The sequence below is a fragment of the Streptomyces sp. NPDC028928 genome, from assembly GCF_055564915.1.
In genome coordinates this window covers 427245-448499 of sequence record NZ_JBVHVI010000004.1, presented here as the reverse complement: position 1 = coordinate 448499, position 21255 = coordinate 427245, and the positions used below count along the sequence as shown (strand labels likewise).

17 protein-coding genes are annotated in these 21255 nt (G+C 73.1%); 6 read left to right on the top strand and 11 right to left on the bottom strand.

Annotated features, from left to right (window positions below; genetic code table 11):
- Positions 1 to 3 precede the first annotated feature (3 nt).
- Together ACZ4U1_RS13205 and ACZ4U1_RS13200 are read left to right on the top strand one after the other, a co-directional pair.
- On the top strand, positions 4 to 1266 hold the full coding sequence (locus ACZ4U1_RS13205) for a VWA domain-containing protein (protein ID WP_467902822.1): 1263 nt from the start codon (positions 4 to 6) through the stop codon (positions 1264 to 1266).
- Complete coding sequence (locus tag ACZ4U1_RS13200; protein ID WP_467902821.1) at positions 1266 to 2066, top strand: hypothetical protein; 801 nt, start codon at positions 1266 to 1268, stop codon at positions 2064 to 2066. Before ACZ4U1_RS13205 ends, ACZ4U1_RS13200 begins: the two co-directional genes overlap by 1 nt.
- A 197-nt stretch (positions 2067 to 2263) precedes the next feature.
- Here ACZ4U1_RS13200 and ACZ4U1_RS13195 read toward each other — a convergent pair whose 3' ends face one another.
- The 3 genes from ACZ4U1_RS13195 to ACZ4U1_RS13185 form a co-directional block, all read right to left on the bottom strand.
- Positions 2264 to 2686 carry an acyl-CoA thioesterase gene (locus ACZ4U1_RS13195; RefSeq protein ID WP_467902819.1) on the bottom strand — a complete coding sequence of 141 codons (423 nt, stop codon included), beginning with the start codon at positions 2684 to 2686 and terminating at the stop codon, positions 2264 to 2266.
- A 52-nt stretch (positions 2687 to 2738) separates the two neighbouring features.
- Entirely contained in the window at positions 2739 to 3359 is a 621-nt protein-coding gene (locus tag ACZ4U1_RS13190; RefSeq protein WP_467902817.1) for a hypothetical protein, read from the bottom strand.
- A 251-nt stretch (positions 3360 to 3610) separates the two neighbouring features.
- Positions 3611 to 4210: a histidine phosphatase family protein gene (locus ACZ4U1_RS13185; RefSeq protein ID WP_467902816.1), complete on the bottom strand. Its 600-nt coding sequence runs from the start codon at positions 4208 to 4210 to the stop codon at positions 3611 to 3613.
- 253 nt (positions 4211 to 4463) lie between these two features.
- Between ACZ4U1_RS13185 and ACZ4U1_RS13180 the strand changes: the two genes are divergently transcribed.
- Positions 4464 to 9164: an aminotransferase class I/II-fold pyridoxal phosphate-dependent enzyme gene (locus ACZ4U1_RS13180; protein ID WP_467902814.1), complete on the top strand. Its 4701-nt coding sequence runs from the start codon at positions 4464 to 4466 to the stop codon at positions 9162 to 9164.
- 12 nt (positions 9165 to 9176) lie between these two features.
- Positions 9177 to 9839: a 4'-phosphopantetheinyl transferase family protein gene (locus tag ACZ4U1_RS13175; RefSeq protein WP_467902812.1), complete on the top strand. Its 663-nt coding sequence runs from the start codon at positions 9177 to 9179 to the stop codon at positions 9837 to 9839.
- Positions 9840 to 9859: 20 nt separating this feature from the next.
- Here the strand turns inward: ACZ4U1_RS13175 and ACZ4U1_RS13170 are convergent, their stop codons facing one another.
- Both ACZ4U1_RS13170 and ACZ4U1_RS13165 read right to left on the bottom strand, forming a co-directional pair.
- The gene (locus tag ACZ4U1_RS13170) at positions 9860 to 11626 is read right to left on the bottom strand and encodes a trypsin-like serine peptidase (RefSeq protein WP_467902810.1); all 1767 of its coding nucleotides are present in this window, start codon (positions 11624 to 11626) and stop codon (positions 9860 to 9862) included.
- 234 nt (positions 11627 to 11860) lie between these two features.
- Entirely contained in the window at positions 11861 to 13069 is a 1209-nt protein-coding gene (locus ACZ4U1_RS13165) for a pyridoxal phosphate-dependent aminotransferase (RefSeq protein ID WP_467902808.1), read from the bottom strand.
- A gap of 81 nt (positions 13070 to 13150) precedes the next feature.
- Between ACZ4U1_RS13165 and ACZ4U1_RS13160 the strand changes: the two genes are divergently transcribed.
- A complete protein-coding gene (locus ACZ4U1_RS13160) occupies positions 13151 to 13777 on the top strand; it encodes a winged helix-turn-helix transcriptional regulator (protein WP_467902806.1) in 627 nt (208 codons plus the stop codon).
- 290 nt (positions 13778 to 14067) lie between these two features.
- Positions 14068 to 14685, top strand: coding sequence for a 3'-5' exonuclease (locus tag ACZ4U1_RS13155; protein ID WP_467902805.1), 618 nt, complete (start codon positions 14068 to 14070; stop codon positions 14683 to 14685).
- A gap of 16 nt (positions 14686 to 14701) precedes the next feature.
- On the opposite strand, the gene ACZ4U1_RS13150 is transcribed toward ACZ4U1_RS13155, so the two are convergent.
- From ACZ4U1_RS13150 to uraD, 6 genes are all read right to left on the bottom strand, one after another.
- On the bottom strand, positions 14702 to 16069 hold the full coding sequence (locus ACZ4U1_RS13150; RefSeq protein WP_467902933.1) for a nucleobase:cation symporter-2 family protein: 1368 nt from the start codon (positions 16067 to 16069) through the stop codon (positions 14702 to 14704).
- Positions 16070 to 16352: 283 nt separating this feature from the next.
- Complete coding sequence (locus tag ACZ4U1_RS13145) at positions 16353 to 17738, bottom strand: 8-oxoguanine deaminase (RefSeq protein ID WP_467902803.1); 1386 nt, start codon at positions 17736 to 17738, stop codon at positions 16353 to 16355.
- Between the two features lie 70 nt (positions 17739 to 17808).
- Complete coding sequence (locus ACZ4U1_RS13140) at positions 17809 to 19221, bottom strand: nucleobase:cation symporter-2 family protein (RefSeq protein ID WP_467902802.1); 1413 nt, start codon at positions 19219 to 19221, stop codon at positions 17809 to 17811.
- 64 nt (positions 19222 to 19285) lie between these two features.
- A complete protein-coding gene (pucL, locus tag ACZ4U1_RS13135; protein ID WP_467902800.1) occupies positions 19286 to 20209 on the bottom strand; it encodes a factor-independent urate hydroxylase in 924 nt (307 codons plus the stop codon).
- Positions 20210 to 20212: 3 nt separating this feature from the next.
- Positions 20213 to 20623 carry a hydroxyisourate hydrolase gene (uraH, locus tag ACZ4U1_RS13130; RefSeq protein ID WP_467902799.1) on the bottom strand — a complete coding sequence of 137 codons (411 nt, stop codon included), beginning with the start codon at positions 20621 to 20623 and terminating at the stop codon, positions 20213 to 20215.
- A gap of 4 nt (positions 20624 to 20627) precedes the next feature.
- Positions 20628 to 21140: a 2-oxo-4-hydroxy-4-carboxy-5-ureidoimidazoline decarboxylase gene (gene uraD / locus ACZ4U1_RS13125; RefSeq protein WP_467902797.1), complete on the bottom strand. Its 513-nt coding sequence runs from the start codon at positions 21138 to 21140 to the stop codon at positions 20628 to 20630.
- Positions 21141 to 21255: the final 115 nt, after the last annotated feature.

Here is a 21255-nt window from a genome sequence, read left to right as displayed (position 1 = left end):
GCGATGATCAGAAGACAACGGCTGGCGGCGGGCGTGTGTGCTCTGCTCGCCGCCCTGACGGCCGGGATCGCGTTCCCCGCCGGAGCGGTCGCCGACGAGACGGAGCAGGCCGCTCCGAAGGTCGAACTGGTGCTGGACGTCAGCGGTTCCATGCGCACCCGGGACATCGACGGCGGCACCCGGATGGCCGCGGCGAAGCAGGCGTTCAACGAGGTGCTGGACGCGACTCCCGAGGAGGTCCAGCTCGGTATCCGCACGCTGGGCGCCAACTACCGCGGCAACGACCGCAAGGAGGGCTGCAAGGACACCGAGCAGCTCTACCCGGTCGGCCCGCTGAACCGGACCGACGCGAAGACGGCCGTGGCCACGCTGGCGCCGACCGGCTGGACGCCGATCGGGCCGGCGCTGCTGAAGGCGGCGGACGACCTGAACGGCGGTGACGGCACCCGCCGTATCGTCCTGATCAGTGACGGCGAGGACACCTGCCAGCCGCTCGATCCGTGCGAGGTGGCCCGGGAGATAGCCGCCAAGGGCATCGGGCTGACCATCGACACCCTCGGCCTGGTGCCGGACGCCAAGACCCGCGAGCAGCTCAGCTGCATCGCGGACGCGACCGGCGGCACCTACACCGACGTACGGCACAAGGAAGAACTGTCCGACCGTGTCGGCCAGTTGGTCGAGCGGGCGGCCGATCCGGTGGTGACGCCGGTGGCCACCGAGGGCGCGGACCGGTGCGAGAAGGCACCGGGCCTGAAGTCCGGTCTGTACACCGACCGTGCGGAGTTCGGGCAGCAGCGCTGGTACAAGGTGGAGGTCGAGCCCGGCCAGGAGCTGCGCGCCTCGGTGAGCGTCGCGGACGACCGGGCGGTCCAGCCGCACTACGGAGTCCTGCTGCGGGCGGTCACCGTGCACGGCCGGGAGATCGTGCGCGGCGAGGCCGCCGGCACCGGCCGTACCGACGTCATCTCCACCGGTCTGCGCTATCCCAGGCCGGACAGCGACGACGACACGGCGCCCGCCGAGACGGTGTGCCTCCAGGTCACCAGTTCCTTCTCGGCCGCCGCCGGCGTCAAGACCAGCCCCGGCCTGCCGCTGGAGCTGACCGTCGACGTCGTGGACGGGCCGTCGGGGCACCACGACGTGGCCGCCTTCGGTCTCGGCCGCGGCTGGTGGCTGCTCGGTCTGCTGGTGCTGATCGGCTTCCTCGCCGGTCTGCTGTGGGGCTGGCTGTCGCGCTGGCGGGTCGCGGTCTGGAGGACGAACTGATGCGGATCACACGAGTGCTGGGCGCCGCGCTGCTGGCGCTGGGGCTGGCCGCCGGGCCGGCCGCCGCCGACTCCTCGCCCTCCCCGAGCGCCTCCGCCGACGGCGACGCGCCCACCCAGGCGGGCACCTCCTTCCGTACGGCGACCGAGATCGAGCAGGGGCAGCGGGCCACCGCCTCCGGCTCCACCGGCGACTACCTGTACTGGTCGTTCCCCGCGGACACCGGGCAGCGTCCCACCGTCAAGGCGACGGTGAAGCTCCCCGGCACGCACGGCGCCGAGACCTGGCAGCTCGACGTGTACGACGGTCTGCGGCGCCGCCAGGCCTGCCAGTACGGTGCCCAGACCCGCACCGCCGCGCAGGGCACCGCCTCGGTCGAACTGGCCTGTGTGCTGCGCACGGTGCGCGGCTGGTCGGAGCCGTGGGCCAACGACCCGCTGCCGGGCACCTACTACATCCGGCTGACGGTGGTGAACCTCGCCGCCGCCGACCTCGGCCAGCCGGTCAACGCCGAGGTGCGCGTCGACTCCAAGGACATCGGCGGCGCGGCGGCGGTCGACGGCTCCCTGGGCAAGCCGCTCGTCCCCGGCATCGCCGCCAAGTCCGAAGCCGCGCAGGGGAGTTCCAAGGGGGCCGTGCTCTCCAGCTTCGGCCAGGACGACGGCTGGTCGTCCGGCTGGTGGTCCGACCGCTGGGTGTGGACCGGCATCGGCGGCGTACTGGCCGCGCTCGCCGGCATCGGGGGGTACGCCCTGACCCGCGGCTCGGGACGGCCGTCGCGGGTGCCGCCGGGCGCCTGAGCGACGGCGAAGGTCCGTGACCGGGCCGACGCCGGGACAGAACACGACAGAGCCCGGCCGGGGCGGCTTCCCCGGCCGGGCTCCGTGCTGTGCGGGCCCCTAGGGGTGGGGCGCGGCGCTCCCGCGGTGTCGGACAGCCCGGACTCCGGCCCCGCGTCCTCCGCCCGGGTCTCCCACGGACCGAACGCCCGGGTGGCCTAGAGACCGAACAGGCCGACATCCGAGGCCAATTCCTTGAACACCTCCCGCGGGTCGGCTATCAGCTTGCGCTGTTCGAGGTTCAGCAGGCCGCCCACCGCGGTGACCTCGGCGGCGAGCGTGCCGTCGGTCTTGCGGATCTCCTGCCGGATCCGGAAGGTCTTGCCGCCGCCCCACTCGAACGCGCAGGTCACGTCGACCTCGTCACCGGCGAGGAGTTCCCGCAGATAGCGGATGTTCGTCTCCAGCGCCACCGGGCCCACGCCCCGGCCCACGAGCCGGGCCTGGCTGATCCCGGCCGCCTGGAGCAGCGACCAGCGGGCGTGCTCGGCGTAGTTGAGGTACACCGCCTGGTTGAGATGGCCCTGGGTGTCGGTCTCGTAGCCGCGGACGGTCACACGGACGGAAAACGGTTCGGCCACTGCGTGCCCTTCTCGTGTTCGGATCTCCGGTCGACCGATCTTGACACGCCGTTCACACCCGACGCGGCGAGGCGAGCAGATAGCGGGCTCTCGTCCGGGGCTCGGTGTACTCGCCCGCCTGCCAGCCGGCCCGCTCCAACGTGGCCGCGCAGGCCGCCAGCGTCTCCGCGTCCGGCGCGTACACCGCGACCGCCTCCGGCTGCGGGGTGGCCCGGACCCGGTACCCGTCCGCGTCCCCGCCCGCGGGAGGGTGCCCGGCCGCCTCCAGCGCGAGCGCCGCGGCCCGCACGAGATGCGTCCGCTCCCATCCGCAGGGCCGGTCCACGGCGCCGTCGGGATTCGTCATCCGGCGCAGCTCCAGCAGGCCCTGCCAGGCACTGTGCACCTCGCGCCGCCGGGCCGGACCGGACTCGGGCGGCTCCTCCTCGCCGCCGACGCGGGCCGCGAACACCCCGGTGTCCGGCGCGGGTTCCGCCGGCGCCTCGGGCACCGCTTCCCGTATCCGGTGACCCGCCGGGGTGAGGAAGTGGTCGTGCGGCGGACGCGGATGCCGGAAGGCCAACCCCCGCTTCACCAGCGCCGCGAGCTGGGCCTCCGTACCGCGCAGCCGGCCGGTGACCGGGTCGGCCCCCTCGATCACCCGCCGCTGCGCGGCGGTCGGCGGTCGGGTCACGGCATGCTCCTTCCGACACCGTTGCTTCTCGGGACCGTCGGGGGGCGGTCCGTGCGCGTAGCCGGGACCGCCGATGGGCGGGCCCACGCACCGGACCGCCGGGCCGACGGCCCAGCGAGACCGCCGGGACGGCGGCCCGTTCGCAGAGTACGGCCCGGGTCTGACAACGCCCGGGGCACGCGGACCTCCCGGTGTCACCGCGGGCAGGCCCCACGCGGTCGCCCCCGTGTGGGCGCCGCCGGTGCCCGTCGCTACCCCGGGGGCCGGATGTTCCAGCCCGCCACCACCGGTCGTCCGTGTTCCGTACCGAGGCGGCACAGTGTGCCTGTCGCCAGTTGGAAGAGGGCCCCGTGCCGGGGTGGCAGGCCCAGGCGGCGGGCGGTGAGGACGCGGAGGAAGTGGCCGTGGGCGATCAGCACGACGACCCCCTCGGTGTCGGCGAGCGCGGCGTCGGCCTTGGCCAGCATCCGGTCGGCGCGCTCCCCGACCTGTTCCGCGGTCTCGCCCGGGTGGTCCGGCGGGCCGGGTGCGACCCCGTCCGTGAAGAGGAACCAGCCGGGCCGGGTCCGCTGGATCTCCGGGGTGGTCACGCCCTCGTACCCGCCGTAGTCCCATTCGCGCAGGTCGGCGTCGACCCGCGCGTCCGGGATCCCGATGAGCCGGGCGGTCTCCCGGGCCCGCTGGAGGGGGCTGACGAAGGCCGCGCCGATCCGGTGCGGGCGGATCAGCGGCACGAGCCGGCGCGCCTCCTCCCGGCCGTGCTCGGTGAGGGGCACGTCGGTGCAGCCGGTGTGCCGCCCGGACCGCGACCACTCGGTCTCACCGTGCCGGACGAGAAAGAGGTCACCCATGACGGCACGGTGGCACACCCCCGCCCCGGCCCGCAGGACGGACTGCGCCAGACGGCTTCGGAAGTCCACGGCCCTTGCCCTGCCCGCCGCTCTCGCCACGGCGTGCCGCCCGGTGTGAGGTAACGCGCGGGGCGTCCGCCGTCAAGTCACGAACAGCCGGGGCTGGGGCTCCGGCCCGGTCACGGGCGACCGTGTGCGTATCCCGCATCACCCGCTTACGCCCCCCACGGCCCCACCCACGAGCAGGTCCCCCATGACTGACATCGCCATCGTCGGACTCGGCTGCCGCTTCCCCGGCGCCCGCGACAGCCAGGCGTACTGGCGGCTCCTCCGGAATGCGGAGCGTCAGTTCCGCCCCGTCCCGGAGGACCGCTGGAACCATCGTCCCTTCCACGCCCCCGGGGACCGGTCGGCGCCCGACACCGCCTACACCGACCGGGTCGCCTTCCTCGACGGCGTCGACCGCTTCGCCGCCCTCCACTACGGTCTGCCGCCCCGCCGCGCGGAGGCCATGGACCCGCAGCACCGGCTGCTGCTCGACGTCACCCGCGAGGCCCTGGACGACGCCGGGCTGGGCCGGGGCGGCTTCGACCGGGACGGCACCGGGGTCTTCTTCGGCCTGTCGGTGTCCGACTACAAGGACCTCCTCACGGCCCGGATGCGCGCCCTCGCCCTCGCCGACGGCCCCCTCGCGCAGCTGCCGCCCGGCGACCCGGCGGGTCCCGGCACCGCGCGCGCCCTGCGGGACGGCGTCACCGCGCTCCTCCCGCCGCTGGACGCCTTCACCGTGCCGGGCAGCCTGCTCAACATGGCGTCCGCCGCGGTCAGCCGGCACTTCGGTCTGGGCGGGCCCAGCTTCGCCGTCGACGCCGCCTGCTCCAGCTCGCTGGTCGCGCTCGAACAGGCCGTACTGCACCTGCGCGCCGGCACCTGCGGCATGGCCGTCGTCGGCGGCGCCTACCTCAGCCTCACCCCGGACACGCTCGTCGGCTTCTCCCGGCTCGGGGCGCTCTCGGCCGACGGGGTGTGCCGTCCGTTCGACGAGCGGGCCGACGGCTTCGTCCTCGGCGAGGGCGCCGGTGCCGTCGTCGTACGGCCGCTGAAGGACGCGCTCGCCGCCGGTGACCGGGTCTACGCCGTCCTGGAGGGGATCGGCACGGCCAACGACGGCGCCACGCCGGGCCCGCTGTGCCCGACGCCCGAAGGACAGCTGCGGGCCATGCGCCGCGCGTACGCCGACGCGGGCGTGCCGCCCTCGGCGGTCGGGTTCATCGAGGCCCACGGCACGGGTACGGGCGTGGGTGACCGGGTGGAGGTGGAGGCTCTGCGCCGGTTGCGGGCGGACCGGCCGGGCCCGTGCTACCTGTCGGCCGGCAAGGCGCTGATCGGGCACGCGCTGTCCGCCGCCGGTATCGCGGGGCTGATCAAGACCGCGCTGGTCGTCCACCACCGTACGGTCGTCCCCCAGCCGGACACCGCCCCGCACCCCGGTCTCGGCCTGGCCGCCGCCGGCCTGCGCATCGCCGACTCCGCCCGGCCGTGGCCGGACACCGGCACCCCGCGCCGCGCAGCCGTCAGCTCCTTCGGCTTCGGCGGCACCAACGCCCACGCGATCCTGCGCGAGGCCCCGGCCCCGGCCCCTGTCCGGACGGCCCCCGCACCGGCGCCCACCCGAACCACCGCCCACGTGGTCCCCGCTCCCGACGGCAGCGCACCGACCCCGCTACCGGGGCAACCCGCGCCCCACAGGGCGTCCCCGCCCTCCCCTGACGCACCGACTCCGGCCCCGGGACGAGCCTCCGGCCGCACGGCACCCACGCCCGGTCCCGCCGAGCCCACCCCGGCCCGCGCCACGACCACCCCCGAAAGCCCCGGAACCACCGGAGCCGGTCCTCAGCTCGTGCTCGTCTCGGCCGGCAGCCCGCGCCTGCTCGTCGAGCAGATCGACGAACTGCTCGACGCCCTCGATCACCATCCGGCGGTGTCCGCCGGGGCTCTCGCTCACACCCTCGGTGGTCGTGAGGCGCTGTCGAGCAGGCTTGCCGTCGTGGCCGCGGACGCGGCGGGGTGTGCGGAGCGGCTGCGCCGGGCGCGGCGGCAGCTTGCCGAGGGTGCCCGGGGTGATCTCGGGGACGGTGCCTTCGCCGCCGACGCGGTGCTGCCGCCGGCCGAGCGGCGCGTCGCCCTGCTGTTCCCGGGCCAGGGCAGCCAGCGGCCCGGGCTGCTGCGCGCCGCGTACGAGCGGTTCCCCGGCTTCCGGCGGACCGTGACCGCCCTCGGCGCGGCGGCCGGGGTCGAGGTCGCCGAGCTGCTGTACGGCGGCGCGGCGACCGGGCCGGCGCGGCAGGAGCGGCTCGCCGCCACCGAGGTGTGCCAGCCGCTGCTCGGCACCGTGCAGATCGCCGCGAGCCGGTTGCTGGCGGCCTGCGGTGTCGTACCCGACCTGGTCCTCGGCCACAGCGTCGGCGAGTTCGCGGCGGCGGCCGCGGCCGGCGTGCTCGGCGACGAGGAGACGGTACGGCTGCTCGCCCACCGGGGTGCCGTGCTGCGGGGCGCCGAGGCGGAGCCGCGCGGCGGGATGCTCGCCGTGCAGGCCGACCAGGAGACCTGTAGCCGGCTCGTCCGGGACGTCGACGGCGTCTGGCTCGCCTGCTTCAACGCGCCCCGGCAGATCGTGGTGAGCGGCAGCCGCGAGGGCCTCGACACGCTGCGGCGGCGCTGCGCCGAGGCGGGTGTCGTGACGTCCGGCCTCGACGTGTCCCACGCCTTCCACTCCCCGCGGCTCACCGCGGCCGACGAGGCGATGCGCACGGATCTCGCCGGGCGCCCGCTCGCCGAGCCCCGCCTGCCGTTCGTCTCGGCCGTCAGCGGGACGGTGTGCCAGGACCCCGGACGGCTGCGCGAGCTGTGGGCGCGGCACGCCTCCGCGCCGGTCCGCTTCGGCGACGCCGTCCGCGCCGCCCACGACGCGGGCGCCCGGGTCTTCGTCCAGGTCGCCGGTGCGGGTTCGCTGCTCGCCGCCGTCCGCCGCAATCTGACCGGGCACGACGGCGTCCACGTCGTCGCGGTGGACGGCGCCGAGCCGGACGACGTGTGGGCGCTGCCGCGGGCCCTGGGCCGGCTGGCGGTGCTGGGCGTCCCGGTCGATCCCCGGGCGCTGGTGCCGGAGCACGAGCGCCGGCTGCTGGATCTGCCGGCCGCCCGGCTGGACACCCGGCCCTACTGGCTGCGCCGCCCGGCCCCCGCACCGACGCCGCCGTCAGCCCCTCGCCCTCTTCCTCTCCCCCTCCCTCTCCCCGCCCACCGGCCTACCGCCCCGGAGAACCCCGTGAACGACATCGACAATCCCCTGCACCAGCTGCTCGACCTGGTGCAGCAGCAGGTGACCGTCCTCCGGCGCCTGGGCGAGACGCTGCCCGGAACGCCTGCCACACCCTTGACACCTGCCCTGCCCCCGACGCCCTCCGCGGCCGAGGACCCCGGTGCCGGCCGAGCCGTCCGGGAGCAGATCGCCCGCATCGGTGCCTTCCCGGTGGAGCACCTGAGGGACGACCAGCGGCTGGTCGAGGACCTCGGCTTCGACTCGCTGATGCTGACCGACCTGTTCGCCTCCCTCAAGCGCCGGTGGCCCGCCCTCACGATCGACGGCCGGTGGGCCCGGCCGACCGTCGGCGGCGTCACCACGCTGGTCGAGGCGGAGGCGGGACCGGCGGAACCGGCGATCGCCGACGGCACCGCGCGGATCGAGTGCTTCCCTGAGGTCGCCGCGCACCGCGAGCGCGTCGCCGTACTGGACGAGCTCCGCCTGCCGAACCCGTACTTCCTGGTCCACGAGCGCGGCATGACGGACCGGACGGTCGTCGGCGGACGGGAGCTGGTCTCCTTCGCCGGCTACAACTACCTCGGCCTGGCCACCGACCCCCGGGTGCGGGACGCGGTCACGGAGGCCGTCGCACGGTACGGCACCTCCGCCTCCGCCAGCCGGCTGCTGTCCGGCAGCCGCCCGCTCCACGTGGAGCTGGAGCGCGAACTCGCCGACACGCTCGGCACCGAGGACGCGCTCACCCTGACGAGCGGGCACGCCACCAACGTCACCGTGATCGGGCACCTCGTCGGGCCGGACGACCTGATCGTCCACGACGCGCTGGCCCACGACAGCATCCTCCAGGGCTGCCGGCTCTCCGGCGCCACCCGCCGGCCGTTCCCGCACAACGACGCGGCGGCCCTGGACGCGCTGCTCGGCGGGGTCCGGAACCGCTACCGCCGGGTGCTGGTGGTGGCGGAGGGCGCCTACAGCATGGACGGCGACATCGCCGACCTGCCCGCCCTGATCGAGGTCAAGCGCCGGCACCGGGCGCTGCTCATGGTGGACGAGGCGCACAGCATCGGGGTGCTCGGCGCCACCGGCCGCGGTGTCGGCGAGCACTTCGGCGTCGACCGGGCGGACGTCGACCTGTGGATGGGCACCCTGTCCAAGGCGCTGGCGAGCTGCGGCGGTTACGTCGCGGCGGGCCGCGGCGCGATCGAGTGGCTGCGCTACACCGCCCCCGGCTTCGTGTACAGCGCCGGTATGACCCCCGCCGACGCGGCGGCGGCGCTGGCCGCGCTGCGGCTGCTGCGGGCCGAACCGGAGCGGGTGTCCCGGCTGCGGGAGAACGCGGCGCTGTTCCTGCGGCTCGCCCGCCGGGCGGGGGTGGACACCGGGGACAGCGGGGGCACACCGATCGTGCCGTGCGTCGTCGGGGACTCGGCGGGCACGCTCCGGCTGGCCCAGGGGCTGTTCCAGGACGGCGTCAGTGTCAACCCGATCCTGCACCCGGCGGTCCCGGAGGAGCTGGCCCGGCTGCGCTTCTTCGTCACCGGCGCGCACACGCCCCCGCAGATCTGCCGTACGGTGACGGCGCTGGCCCGGCGGCTGCGGCCCGGCGACGACGCCGAGCCCGCCGCGGCGTGAGGGGAGCGTGCCGTGCACAGCGTCTTCCCCGCGATCCCGGCGGGCCGGGTCCACCGGTGGAGCGGTGTCACCCTGGTCGTGGCCCGCCGCGAGACCCTCGACCGGGCGCCGTCCTGGTCACCGCTGCCGCTGCTGACCCCGGCCGAACGCCGGCTCTTCGCCGCGCTGCCGCCGTGGCGGCAGGCCGAGTGGGCCGCCGGACGGCTGCTCGCCAAGAGCCTGGTCTCCGAGGTGACCGGGGCACCGCCCGGTGCGGTGGAGATCCTTCCCCGGGACGACGGCAGCCCACGGGCGACCGTCCCCGGCGGCCGGGTGCCCGTCCCGCACCTCTCCCTCAGCCATACGGACCGTCATGTCGCGGCGGCCGTATCCCGCGCACCGGTCGGTGTGGACGTGTGCGAGACCTCCTCGGCGGCGGCGGTGCGGCGGGCCGCGGACCACGTGCTGCTGCGGCAGGAGCGGGCCCTCGTCACCGGGCGGCCCGAACTCCTCGCCGCGGCCTGGGCGTTGAAGGAGGCCGCGGTGAAGGCGGAGCGGCTGGGCCTGTTCGGTGAGGCGCCCCGGCGAATCCGCATCCTCACGCTCAGCCCGCCCACCCTGGACGGCGGGCGCCGTGTGCTGGTCCGGCGGACCGGAGGGGCGGTCCTCGCCCTCGTCCTCGCGCCGGCGCCGTGAGCGCGGGGAGGCCGCCTCGGTCAGGTGCCGGGGTGGACCAGTGTGTGCTCGGTGCCGAGGGTCTTGGCGCCGGTGTCGGCGTACAGCGTGGTCTCCCCGTCGGACCAGCGCGCGATCAGGTCGTTGCCGGTGCGGTCGTGGAGGAAGTCGCCGGCCGTCAGCACCTGCGCGTGCGTCCACAGGCTGTTCGGGCCGCGCATCCGGGTCCTGGTGCCGAGGCCGGCGGCCGAGGTGCCGGCGTACGTGTCGAGCGTGCCGTCCGCCCAGCGCACCAGCAGGTCCCCGCCGGCCGTGCCGTCGAAGTCGCCGCCGGTCAGCTGGGCGGCCTTGGTCCAGGTGCCGTTCGCCGCGAGGATCTGTGTGCCGGTGCCGAAGCCGCCGGTCCCGATCCCGGTGTAGAGGGTGAGCGCGCCGTCGGAGCGGCGCACCAGCAGGCCGGTGCCGCCGCCGTCCGCGAACGCTCCGGCGGTGAACTGGACGGCGTTCTTCCACGCGGAGCCGGGTGCCGCCATCCGGATCTCCCGGCCCAGGCCGGCCGGGCCGGGCTGCGGGTAGAGGGTGACCTCGCCGTCGGACCAGCGGACCAGCAGCCCTGAGCGGTCGCCGGTGAAGGTGCCGCCGGCCACGGTCCGGGCGTGGGTCCAGGTGGAGTTGGCCTGCCGCAGCCGCTTCTCGGCCCCGAATCCGCCCTTGCCGTCGCCCGGGTGCAGGGTGACCCCGCCGTCGGACCAGACCACGAGCAGATCGCCGTGCCGGTCGCCCGTGTAGTCGCCGGAGGCCATGAGCGCGGCCTTGCGCCAGCGTGCCGCGCCGCCGGGCAGGGTGCCCTTCAGGCCCCGGTACGGGGGCAGGTCGGCGGGCGGGGCCTGGTCGGCGACGGCGTCGGCGAGGAGGTTCGCGGCGTCGGCGCCGAACGCGGTGCCGTAGCTGATGTAGTCGACGTTGGCGTCGTTGCCGCCGCCGTTGTAGCCGCCGAGGTTGCCGATGACGTGCCCGGTGCGGGCGTCGTCCTTGTAGTCGGTGATCCAGGGGCTGCCGGAGACGCCGCCGTAGTAGCCGCCGCAGGTCATCGCCAGCTGCCGGTAGCCACGGAGTTGTCTGGTCGGGACCGTGCACTTGACGGCGCGTCCGGCGCTGTTGTGCCGGTAGGAGGGGTAGCCGACGACGGTGACGTTCCGGAGGTTGTAGCCGGGCGGCCGGGTGAAGGTGAGCCCGCCGCCGACCGCGTCCTGGAGGGACTTGCCCCACTGGTTGGCCGAGACCCGGGCGAACGCGGTGTCCAGGTCGGACGCGGCCTTCTTGGTGGTGGTGGAGCCGCGGTCGGGCACGTACCGGGGGTCGATGAAGACCCGCTGGATGTGGAAGATGCCGTACGGCTGCCGGTCGGGGGCGGCGCCCTTCACGAACTTCGGGACGAAGACATAGTCGCCCTTCATGTTCAGCGCGCAGTGGGCCGCGGTGAGCACGATGTTCCGGGACTTGGTGGCGATCACGCTGCCGGTGCAGTGCCAGGTGGTGCCGCGCGGCCCGTCGGAGCCGAAGAACGTCCCCACCAGGCGGGTTCCCTTGTACAGGGTGCCCTTCGGCCGGGCCGCCGCGGCAGGCCCGCCCGGCGTCGCCGGGGTCTGCCGTACCGGGTCCAGGGGCTGTGCGTCGGCCATGCGCTGCGCGGTCCAGAACCGCGCGGCCTGCCGTGCCTCCTGCCCGGCGGCGGGGCCGGGCGGCGTGGGCTCCGCGGCCCCCGCGGCCGGGACGGCGAGGCCGAACAGCGCGATGCACAACACCATGACGGCGGGACGCCGTCCGGCGGGCGCGACTCTGCTTCCGGGCGTACGGCGTGGTCCGTACGAGAACACTGCTGATCCCCCCTGATCCGTATGTCTGCCGGAACCGGACCAGGGGAGGGCGGGCGGTGCGGCGCTGGTCAGGCGCGCAACACGGCGGATGGGCCCGTTCCGCGCGCGGCCCCCGGTCGGCAACGGGGGTGATCTTCGCACGAATGCGCGAAACGGGCCAGGCGGCTACTGCCGGTACCCGCTGAGGAACCGGCCGATCCGGCCGATCGCCGCCTCCAGGTCGTCCGCGTGCGGCAGGGTCAGGATGCGGAAGTGGTCGGGGGTGGGCCAGTTGAAACCGGTGCCCTGGACCACCTGGATCTTCTCGCGCAGCAGCAGGTCCAGGACGAACTTCTCGTCGTCGTGGATCGGGTGCACCTTGGGGTCGATGCGCGGGAACGCGTACAGCGCGCCCTTGGGTTTGACGCAGGACACGCCGGGGATCTCGTTGAGCTTCTCCCAGGCCACGTTCCGCTGCTCGTGCAGCCGGCCGCCGGGCAGGGTGAGTTCGCGGATGGACTGGCGTCCGCCGAGGGCGGCCTGGATGGCGTACTGGGCGGGCGCGTTGGCGCACAGCCGCATGGAGGCCAGCATGGTCAGGCCCTCCAGGTAGTCCTTGGCGTGCTGCTTCGGACCGGTGACGACCAGCCAGCCGGAGCGGAAGCCCGCCACCCGGTAGGTCTTGGACAGGCCGCAGAAGGTGAGGACGACCAGGTCGGGGGCGAGGGCGGCGGCCGAGTGGTGGACGGCGTCGTCGTAGAGGATCTGGTCGTAGATCTCGTCGGCGAACACCATCAGGCCGTGCCGGCGGGCCAGGTCGAGGATGCCCTCGACGACCTCCTTCGGATAGACCGCGCCGGTCGGGTTGTTGGGGTTGATGATGACCACGGCCTTGGTGCGGTCGGTGATCTTCGACGCCATGTCGGCGAGGTCCGGGGTCCAGTCGGCCTGTTCGTCGCACAGGTAGTGGACGGCCTTGCCGCCGGCCAGCGTGGTGACGGCCGTCCACAGCGGGAAGTCCGGTGCGGGGATGAGGATCTCGTCGCCGTCCTCGACCAGCGCCTGTACGGCCATGGAGACCAGCTCCGAGACGCCGTTGCCCAGGAAGACGTCGTCCACGGTGACGTCGAGGCCGAGGGTCTGGTAGCGCTGGGCGACCGCGCGGCGGGCGGAGAGGATGCCGCGGGAGTCGGTGTAGCCGTGCGCCTGCGGCAGCATCCGGATCATGTCCTGGAGGATCTCCTCCGGCGCCTCGAACCCGAAGGCCGCGGGATTGCCGGTGTTCAGGCGCAGCACGCTGTGCCCCGCCTCCTCCAGCGCGTTCGCGTGCTCGATCACCGGGCCGCGGATCTCGTAGCACACCTCGCTGAGCTTGTTGGACTGCCGGAACTCCATGCGCCCCTCCGGAAACTTGTGTTGCTTGGTTTTACCAAGTGTGAGCTTGGAAAGTCCAACAACACGTCTACACTGCGTCGCATGTCACCTCGCCGAAGCTACGACCAGTACTGCTCCGCAGCCCGCGCCCTCGACCTCGTCGGCGACCGCTGGACCCTGCTGATCGTCCGGGAGCTGCTCGCCGGCCCCCGCCGCTACACGGACCTGCACGCGGACCTGCCCGGCGTGAGCACGGACGTACTCGCCTCACGGCTGAAGGACATGGAACGGGACGGCCTCACGACCAGGCGCCGCCTCCCCCCGCCGGGCGCGGCCTACGTCTACGAACTCACGGCTCAAGGCCGGGGGTTGCTCCCGGTCCTCCAGGCGCTGGGCTCCTGGGGCGAGGGAGAACTGGGCGAGCGCCGCCCCACGGACGCCGTCCGCGCCCACTGGTTCGCCCTGCCGCTGCTGCGGGCGCTGGACGGGGAGGGAGTCGTGGAAGTCGCCCTGGAGGAAGGGCAGTTCCACCTCCACGTAGGCGCCGGGGACGGCCCGGTCTACGGCGACGGTCCCGCCCCCGGCGAGGCGGACGCACGGCTGGAGATGGACGCGGCGACCTGCGAGGCCCTCGCCCGCGGCGAGACCCGCCTGCCGGACGCGGTACGGGCCGGACGGGTGACGGTGACCGGCGACGGAACCCTGGCGAAGGCACTGCGCGAGGGGTGAACGCCTAATTGCGCGGCCTCGGCCTGGAGGAGGAGGCCGGCAGGCCCGGGTGCTGCCCGACCGGCTCCCGGCGCCGGCCGCGGACCTCGCGCGGCGGACGGCCGGCGTCGGGGTCTCCCCGCCCCCGAGCACCAGGCCCGGATCCACCGCGTACGCCGTGTGCCCCCCATGCCGCCACCGCGCCGAGGGCCGAGCCGGCCGCCGCGGCCGGCCGCGCAGGACGCCGTCAGGCGTACCGCCGGCCCGGAATGCGCGTGCGGGTGCGTGGTGAGGGTGGGATGCTCGCGGTCATGTCCGCACGTCGCGTCAAGCCCAGTCTGTACATCTCCGTCGACATCGAGGCCGACGGTCCGATTCCCGGGCCGTACTCGATGCTCGGTCTCGGCGCCGCGGTCGCCGGAGTGCAGGACGGTGCCGGTTTCACCGCCGCCGACCCCGAGGAGCGGACCTTCTACCGTGAACTGCGGCCGATCAGCGCGGAGTTCGTGCCGGAGGCGCTGGCGGTGAGCGGACTGGACCGGGCCCGGCTGACCGCCGAGGGGGCCGAACCCGCCGTGGCGCTCACGGAGTTCGCCGCGTGGGTGCGTGAGGTGAGCGCGGGGGCGCAGCCGGTGATGTGCGGTTACCCGGCGGCGTACGACTGGACGTTCCTGTACTGGTACCTGATCCGCTTCACCGGCTCCAGCCCCTTCGGGCACTCCGGCTGCCTGGACATGAAGACGCTGTACGCGACGAAGGCCCGGCTGCCGCTGCGGGCGGTGGCCAAGGACACCATGCCGCGTGCACTGCTGTCCCGGCGCCGGCACACGCACCATGCCCTGGACGACGCGATCGAGCAGGCGGAGCTGTTCGCCAACCTCATGCGTTGGCCGGGGGTGACGGTGTCCCCGTCTCCCCCGGCCGGTTAAGTCCTGACCGTCGGTCTCAGTGCACAGCGGCGATCTCCTCCCCCGCCTCCATCGGATGGGTGACGTCCTGGGCCTCACGGCCCTTGCCGAGGTGGTTGAAGAGGAGGTTCAGCACCACGGCGGTGACGCAGCCCGTGGAGATGCCCGAGTCCAGGACGATCTTCGCGGTCTCGGGGAACGCGTGGTAGAACTCCGGCGCGGTGATCGGGATGATGCCCACCGCGAGGGACACGGCGACGATCAGGACGTTGTTGTCCTTGTCGAGGCCGGCCCGGACCAGCGTCTGGATGCCGCTCGCGGCGACCGAGCCGAACAGGACGACGCCGGCGCCGCCGAGGACCGGGCGGGGTACGACCGCGATGAGCGAGGCCGCCATCGGGCACAGGCCCATCAGGACCAGGAAGCCGCCGCCGGTCGCGACGACATAGCGGCTGCGGATCCTCGTCATCGCGACCAGGCCGATGTTCTGGGCGAAGGCGCTGCACATGAAACCGTTGAACAGCGGGCTGATCGCGGAGCCCAGGGTGTCGGCGCGCAGGCCGGCCGCGATGGTCTTCTCGTCCGCGGGGCGCTCCACGATCTCGCCGAGCGCCAGCATGTCGGCGGTCGACTCGGTCATCGACACCACCATCACCACGCACAGCGAGAGGATCGCGGCGAGCTGGAACTGGGGGGCACCGAAGTGGAACGGGGTCGGGAAGCCCACGATGTCGGCCTCACCGACGGGGCTGAAGTCCGTGACGCCGAACGGTATCGCGATGAGCGTGCCCACGATCAGACCGAGCAGGACGGCGATCTGCTTGACGAAGCCGCGGGTGAAACGGCGCAGCAGCAGGACGATCAGCAGGGTGATGCCGGCGAGGGTGAGGTAGGTGGTGGAACCGTAGTCGTCGGCCCGGGGGTTGGGGCCCTGTGCCCAGCCGAAGGCGACCGGGAGGAGGGACACGCCGATCAGGGTGATGACCGAGCCGGTGACGACGGGCGGGAAGAAGCGGATCGCCTTGCTGAAGAAGGGCGCGGCGAGGAAGCCGAGGAGTCCGGCGACGATGACCGCGCCGAAGATGATCGGCAGGGCGTCGGACTTGTCCTCGGTGGAGGCGACGACCGCGGTCATGGGGGCGACACCGGCGAAGGTGACGCCGTTGACGAAGGGCAGGCGGGCGCCGATCTTCCAGAAGCCGAGCGTCTGGAGGAAGGTGGCGAGGCCCGCGGTGAACAGGCAGGCACCGGTGAGGAAGGTCAGGTCGGTCGCGCTCAGGCCTATGGCCGCGCCGACGATCAGGGGTGGGGCGACGACTCCTGCGTACATGGCGGCCACGTGCTGCAGGCCGCTGGTCGCCATTTTCAGGGCGGGGAGTTTCTCGTCTACGGGATGGGCGGCCACGGCGGGTCCTCCGGGCGGGTAACACGTCGTCTTCGACGTGGGTTTCATGGAGGTGGTGCGTGTGGGCATGGGGGCACCTCCCTGCTCGAGCGAAGCCGAGAGCTTGGGGGAGGGACCGTCGGGGGGTGGCGGTTGAGCGGTTGAGCGGACGGTGTGGGGGTGACCGTCTCCGGGGCGCGTGCGTCCGCACGCGACCCGGAGACGGCGTGCCGTGGATCCCGCTCGGATCCACGGTCCCGGCCGGAAGCCGTCCCTCCCGGCCGGAGTCTGTGAGGGCCCGGGGTCAGGCCTGCGCGGCGATGCGGGCCAGGCGCTGGGCCTCCGCGCGGGTGGAGACGGCGATGGCCTCCTCGTCGACGGCGACCAGACGGCCGTTCTCCACGATCTGCCGGCCGTTGACGAAGGACGCGGTGACCGGGGCCGCCGCGCCGAAGACCAGCGCGGTCACCGGGTCGGCGATGGAGGCGTGGGCCAGGGTGTCCATCTTCCACAGCACCAGGTCGGCGAGCTTGCCCGGCTCCAGCGAGCCGATCTGCTCGGCCCGGCCCAGTACCTGGGCGCCGCCGTAGGTGCCGAGCCGCAGCGCCTGACGGGCGTTGAGGGCCGCCTCGCGGTGGGCGCCGAGGCGGTTGATCAGCAGGGCGTTGCGCAGCTCGGTGTGGAGTTCGCCGGACTCGTTGGAGGCGGTGCCGTCGACGCCGAGGCCCACGGGCACGCCCGCCTTGAGCATGTCGGGGACCCGGGCGATGCCGGCCGCGAGGCGGGCGTTGGAGGACGGGCAGTGAGCGACGCCGGTCTTCGTGCGGCCGAACGCGGCGATGTCGGAGTCGTTCATGTGGACGCAGTGCGCCATCCACACGTCCTCGCCGAGCCAGCCGGTGGACTCGAAGTAGTCGGTCGGGCCCATGCCGAACAGCTCGTGGCAGAACTTCTCCTCCTCCACGGTCTCCGAACCGTGGGTGTGCATCCGCACTCCGAGGCGGCGGGCCAGCTCGGCGCCCTGGCGCAGCAGCTCGGTGGAGACGGAGAACGGCGAGCAGGGGGCGACCGCCACCTGGGTCATCGCGTCGAAGGAGGCGTCGTGGTGCTTGCGGACGGTCTCCTCGGTCGCGGCCAGCGCGCCCTCCAGCGTCTCCACGGCGAAGTCCGGGGGCAGGCCGCCGTCCTTCTCGCTGCGGTCCATCGAGCCGCGGGCCAGGGTGAAGCGCACGCCCATCTCGGCGGCGGCCCGGATGATGGAGCCGGACAGGTCGCCGGAGCCGTGCGGGAAGACGTAGTGGTGGTCCATGGCGGTGGTGACACCGCCCCGGGCCATCATGGCCAGGGACCCCTGCGCGGCGGCGTACGTCATCTGCTCGTCGATGCGCGCCCAGGTGGGGTAGAGCGCGACCAGCCAGTTGAACAGGTTGTGGTCGGTGGCCAGGCCCCGGGTGATCCACTGGTAGAAGTGGTGGTGGGTGTTGACCAGACCGGGTGTGGCCAGATGACCGGTGGCGTCGATCCGGCGTACCACGTTCTCCAGGCCCTCGGGGGCCTTGCCCGCGCCGACCGACTCGATGCGGTTGCCGGCCAGGACCAGGTATCCGGAGGCGTACTCCGTGTCGCCCGCGTCCACGGTCGCGATCGCACAGTTCTCGATGACGATGCGCTGGGCTGCCGATGGTGCCATCGTGCTTCCTTGTCTTTCAGTGGCGGCCCGTGGACCGAAGGGGTGTCCACGGGGAGGGCACGGCAGGACCCTAGGAGGATTTGAGTGCCGGGGCCGGCCTGCGGCTCCGGGTGCCGAGGTGATGGAAGAACAGGTTGAGCAGGACCGCGACGAGCGCGCCCGCGCTGATGCCGGAGCCGAGCACGGTCTGCGCCCAGGCCGGGAAGCCGGCGTAGAAGGTCGGCGCGGCCAGCGGGATGATGCCGGCACCGAGCGCCACGGCCACCAGGATGATGTTGGAGCTGTCGTCCAGGCCCGCCTCGGACAGTGTACGGATGCCGCTGACGGCGATGGAGCCGAAGAGGACGATGCCCGCGCCGCCGAGGACCGGCATGGGGACCAGGGAGACGACCGCGCCGAGCACCGGGAAGGCGCCGAGGACCAGCAGGGTGCCACCGGCGACGGCGACGACGTACCGGCTGCGCACCCGGGTGAGGGAGACGACGCCGACGTTCTGGGCGAAGGCGGAGGTGGGGAAGCCGCCGAAGACGGGGCCGAGCAGGGTGGCGATGCCGTCGGTGCGCAGGCCGCGGGTGATGGTCCTCCCGTCGGCGCGGCGGTCGCAGATCTCGCCGAGGGCGAGCATGCCGGCGCTGGACTCGGTCATCAGCACCAGCATCACGATGCACAGGGAGAGGATGGCCGCCGGCTGGAACTCGGGGGCGCCGAAGGCGAACGGGGTGGGCAGCGCGGCGACGGGCGCGGACTTCAGGCCGCTGAAGTCGGCCATGCCGAAGGGGATCGCGGCGAGGGTGCCGACGAGCAGTCCGAACAGCAGGGCGATCTGCTTGACGAAGCCCTTGCCGAAGCGCTGGATCAGCAGGATGACGGCGAGGGTGAACCCGGCGAGGGCGAGGTGCCGCATGGCGCCGAAGTCGGCGGCGGTCTTGTCGCCGCCCTGCGCCCAGCTCACCGGGACGGGCATCAGGGTGACGCCGATCAGGGTGATGACGACACCGGTGACCAGGGGCGGGAAGAAGCGCAGCAGCCGGCCGAAGAACGGGCCGAGGGCCAGGCAGAAGGCTCCGGCGACCATCACCGCGCCGTAGATGGCGGGGAGTTGGTGGCCTGTGCCGTTGGTCTCGGCGATCGCGAGGATCGGGGCGATGCCGGCGGAGGAGGCGGCGTTGACGAAGGGCAGCCGGTTGCCGACGAGGCCCTTGACGCCGATGGTCTGCAGGATGGTCGCGACGCCGGCGATGAGCAGGCTCGCGGCGATGAGCCGGGTGCGGGCCGCGATGTCGAGTCCGCAGGCCTGGCCGATGATGAGCGGAGGAGTGACAACGCCTGCGTACATCGCGGCGATGTGCTGGAGCGCGGCGGGGACGAGCCGCGAGACGTGGAGCTTCTCGTCCACCGGGTGCACGGACGTGACGGCGTCCTCGGTGTGCTCCGGCGGGGTGGAACAGGGGGCTGTGTCGGGCCCCTTCGCAGGCTGTGCCATTTTGTTCCCTCCGGTGTTGCGGGCCCCCGGCCCGGGTGGCGGGGCCGGGGGCGCGCGTCCCGCGTCAGAGGTTGGTCATGTCGACCGGGATACGGGCCTCACAGCCGTCCCGCAGGATGGTGGCCTCGATGAGGCCGTAGGGGCGGTCGGCGGCGAAGTAGACCTCGTTGTCGTTCTTGAGACCGAACGGCTCCAGGTCCACCAGGAAGTGGTGCTTGTTCGGCAGCGAGAAGCGGACCTCGTCGATCTCGCTGCGGTTGTTGATGATGCGCGACCCCATCTGGTACAGCGTCTGCTGCAGCGAGAGGGAGTACGTCTCGGCGAAGGCCTGGAGCATGTGCTTCTTGGTCTGCTCGTAGGACTTCTCCCAGTTGGGCATCTTCTGCTCGTCGTCGGTCCAGTTGAACCGCCAGCGGCCGGAGACCTGGGTGGCCAGGATGCGGTCGTACGCCTCCTGGAGGGTGGTGTACTTGTCCTTGACGTAGCCCCAGAACTCAGAGTTGGTCGAGTTCATCACGACCAGGTCCTTCAGGCCGGAGACGACCTCCCACTTCTCACCGTCGTAGGTGATCTGGGTGAGGCGGGTCTCCTGGCCCTTGCGGACGAAGGAGTGCTTGACCTCGTCGGCGCCGATGAACTTGCTGTTGGCGTCGGAGGTCTCGATCCGCTCCCAGGCGTACTCCTCGATGCGGATCCGGGCCTGGTGGATCGGCTCCTGCGAGGTGACGAAGTGCCGGGCGAGGTGGATGCCGAACTGCTCGGCGGACTCGATGCCGTACTCCTTGGCGAACGCGAACACCGTGTTCTTGGTGGTGTCGGTCGGCAGGACGTTGGCGTTGGAGCCGGAGTAGTGGACCTCGTCCATGTCGCCGCTCAGCGCGACGGAGACGTTGAGGTCCTTGATATGGTGGGTGGCGCCGTCCCGCGTGATCTTGACGACTCGGTTCTCGGCCTTGCCGTACTGGTTCTGTCCCAGGATGGTCGGCATTAGCTAGCTCCCTCGGTAAACGGAGTAGCCGAACGGGTTGAGCAGCAGCGGTACGTGGTAGTGCTCGCCCGGTACGACGGCGAACGTGATCGCCACCTCCGGGAAGAACACGGACGACGCACCGCTGTCCCGGTTCGCGGGGGCGTCCTGCTGCGCATCGGCTTGCTTCTTCGCAGTTTTTCCTTCGAAGTACGGCTCGACGGCGAAGTCCAGCCGTACGTGGGTGGTCCCCTCCGGCAGTGCCGGCAGGTCCTTGCACCGGCCGTCGGCGTCGGTCGCGGAGCCGCCGAGCGCCTGCCAGTCCGCGTCCGCCCCGCCGCGGGCGGAGAGGTGGACGGCGACGCCCTCGGCGGGGCGGCCGATCGAGGTGTCCAGGATGTGCGTGGACACGGAGGCGGTGGTGCTGGTGCTCATGGTGTCAGGCGTCCTCTTCGACGAGTCGGGCCAGTCGGATGCGGTTGATCTTGCCCAGCTCGGTGCGGACGATCTCCCGCTCCTGCTCCGGCGAGTTCCCGATCCGCTCCTTGACCGCGTCCCGCATCTGCTCGCCGGTCCGGCCGGTGGCGCAGATGAGGAAGACATGGCCGAACTTCTCCTGGTAGGCCAGGTTCAGTTCGAGCATCTCCGCCTTGAGGGCGTCGGAGGCGCCGGCCATGCCGCGCTGTTCGCGGGCGGAGGTCGGGTCGCCGGGCTTGGGGCGCCCGATCGGCGGGTGCCCGGCCATCGCCTCCTGAAGGTCCGCGGTGGTCAGCTCGGCCATGGCGGCGTCGCTGGCGGTGTACAGGTCCTCCACGGTGGCGTACGGGCGGGCGGCGAGCAGCCGCCGGGCCCACTCGGTGGAGGCGCACGCCTCGTGGAGGGCGGCGAGGGCCGCGCTCTCCCCGAGATCGTTGAACCGGGCCAGGCCCGGGGGCGTGGAAGTCGACGTCACGGGAGCCTCCGTGGCCGGATTCGGCCTTCGTGCTGAACGGGCTGCGAACAGCTAACGCCCTCCGAAACACGACGTCAACACTTTGTTGAAAATTCGGGGGTACACGAAGGATTCC

What these genes read in the sequence shown, in the direction of transcription:
- ACZ4U1_RS13145 (WP_467902803.1), bottom strand. Translation starts at nt 17,738, where the DNA reads ATGGCACCATCGGCAGCCCAGCGCATCGTCATCGAGAACTGTGCGATC.
- ACZ4U1_RS13170 (WP_467902810.1), bottom strand. Translation starts at nt 11,626, where the DNA reads ATGGTGTTGTGCATCGCGCTGTTCGGCCTCGCCGTCCCGGCCGCGGGG.
- pucL (WP_467902800.1), bottom strand. Translation starts at nt 20,209, where the DNA reads ATGCCGACCATCCTGGGACAGAACCAGTACGGCAAGGCCGAGAACCGA.
- ACZ4U1_RS13160 (WP_467902806.1), top strand. Translation starts at nt 13,151, where the DNA reads ATGTCACCTCGCCGAAGCTACGACCAGTACTGCTCCGCAGCCCGCGCC.
- ACZ4U1_RS13200 (WP_467902821.1), top strand. Translation starts at nt 1,266, where the DNA reads ATGCGGATCACACGAGTGCTGGGCGCCGCGCTGCTGGCGCTGGGGCTG.
- ACZ4U1_RS13185 (WP_467902816.1), bottom strand. Translation starts at nt 4,210, where the DNA reads ATGGGTGACCTCTTTCTCGTCCGGCACGGTGAGACCGAGTGGTCGCGG.
- uraH (WP_467902799.1), bottom strand. Translation starts at nt 20,623, where the DNA reads ATGAGCACCAGCACCACCGCCTCCGTGTCCACGCACATCCTGGACACC.
- ACZ4U1_RS13205 (WP_467902822.1), top strand. Translation starts at nt 4, where the DNA reads ATGATCAGAAGACAACGGCTGGCGGCGGGCGTGTGTGCTCTGCTCGCC.
- ACZ4U1_RS13165 (WP_467902808.1), bottom strand. Translation starts at nt 13,069, where the DNA reads ATGGAGTTCCGGCAGTCCAACAAGCTCAGCGAGGTGTGCTACGAGATC.
- ACZ4U1_RS13155 (WP_467902805.1), top strand. Translation starts at nt 14,068, where the DNA reads ATGTCCGCACGTCGCGTCAAGCCCAGTCTGTACATCTCCGTCGACATC.
- ACZ4U1_RS13140 (WP_467902802.1), bottom strand. Translation starts at nt 19,221, where the DNA reads ATGGCACAGCCTGCGAAGGGGCCCGACACAGCCCCCTGTTCCACCCCG.
- ACZ4U1_RS13180 (WP_467902814.1), top strand. Translation starts at nt 4,464, where the DNA reads ATGACTGACATCGCCATCGTCGGACTCGGCTGCCGCTTCCCCGGCGCC.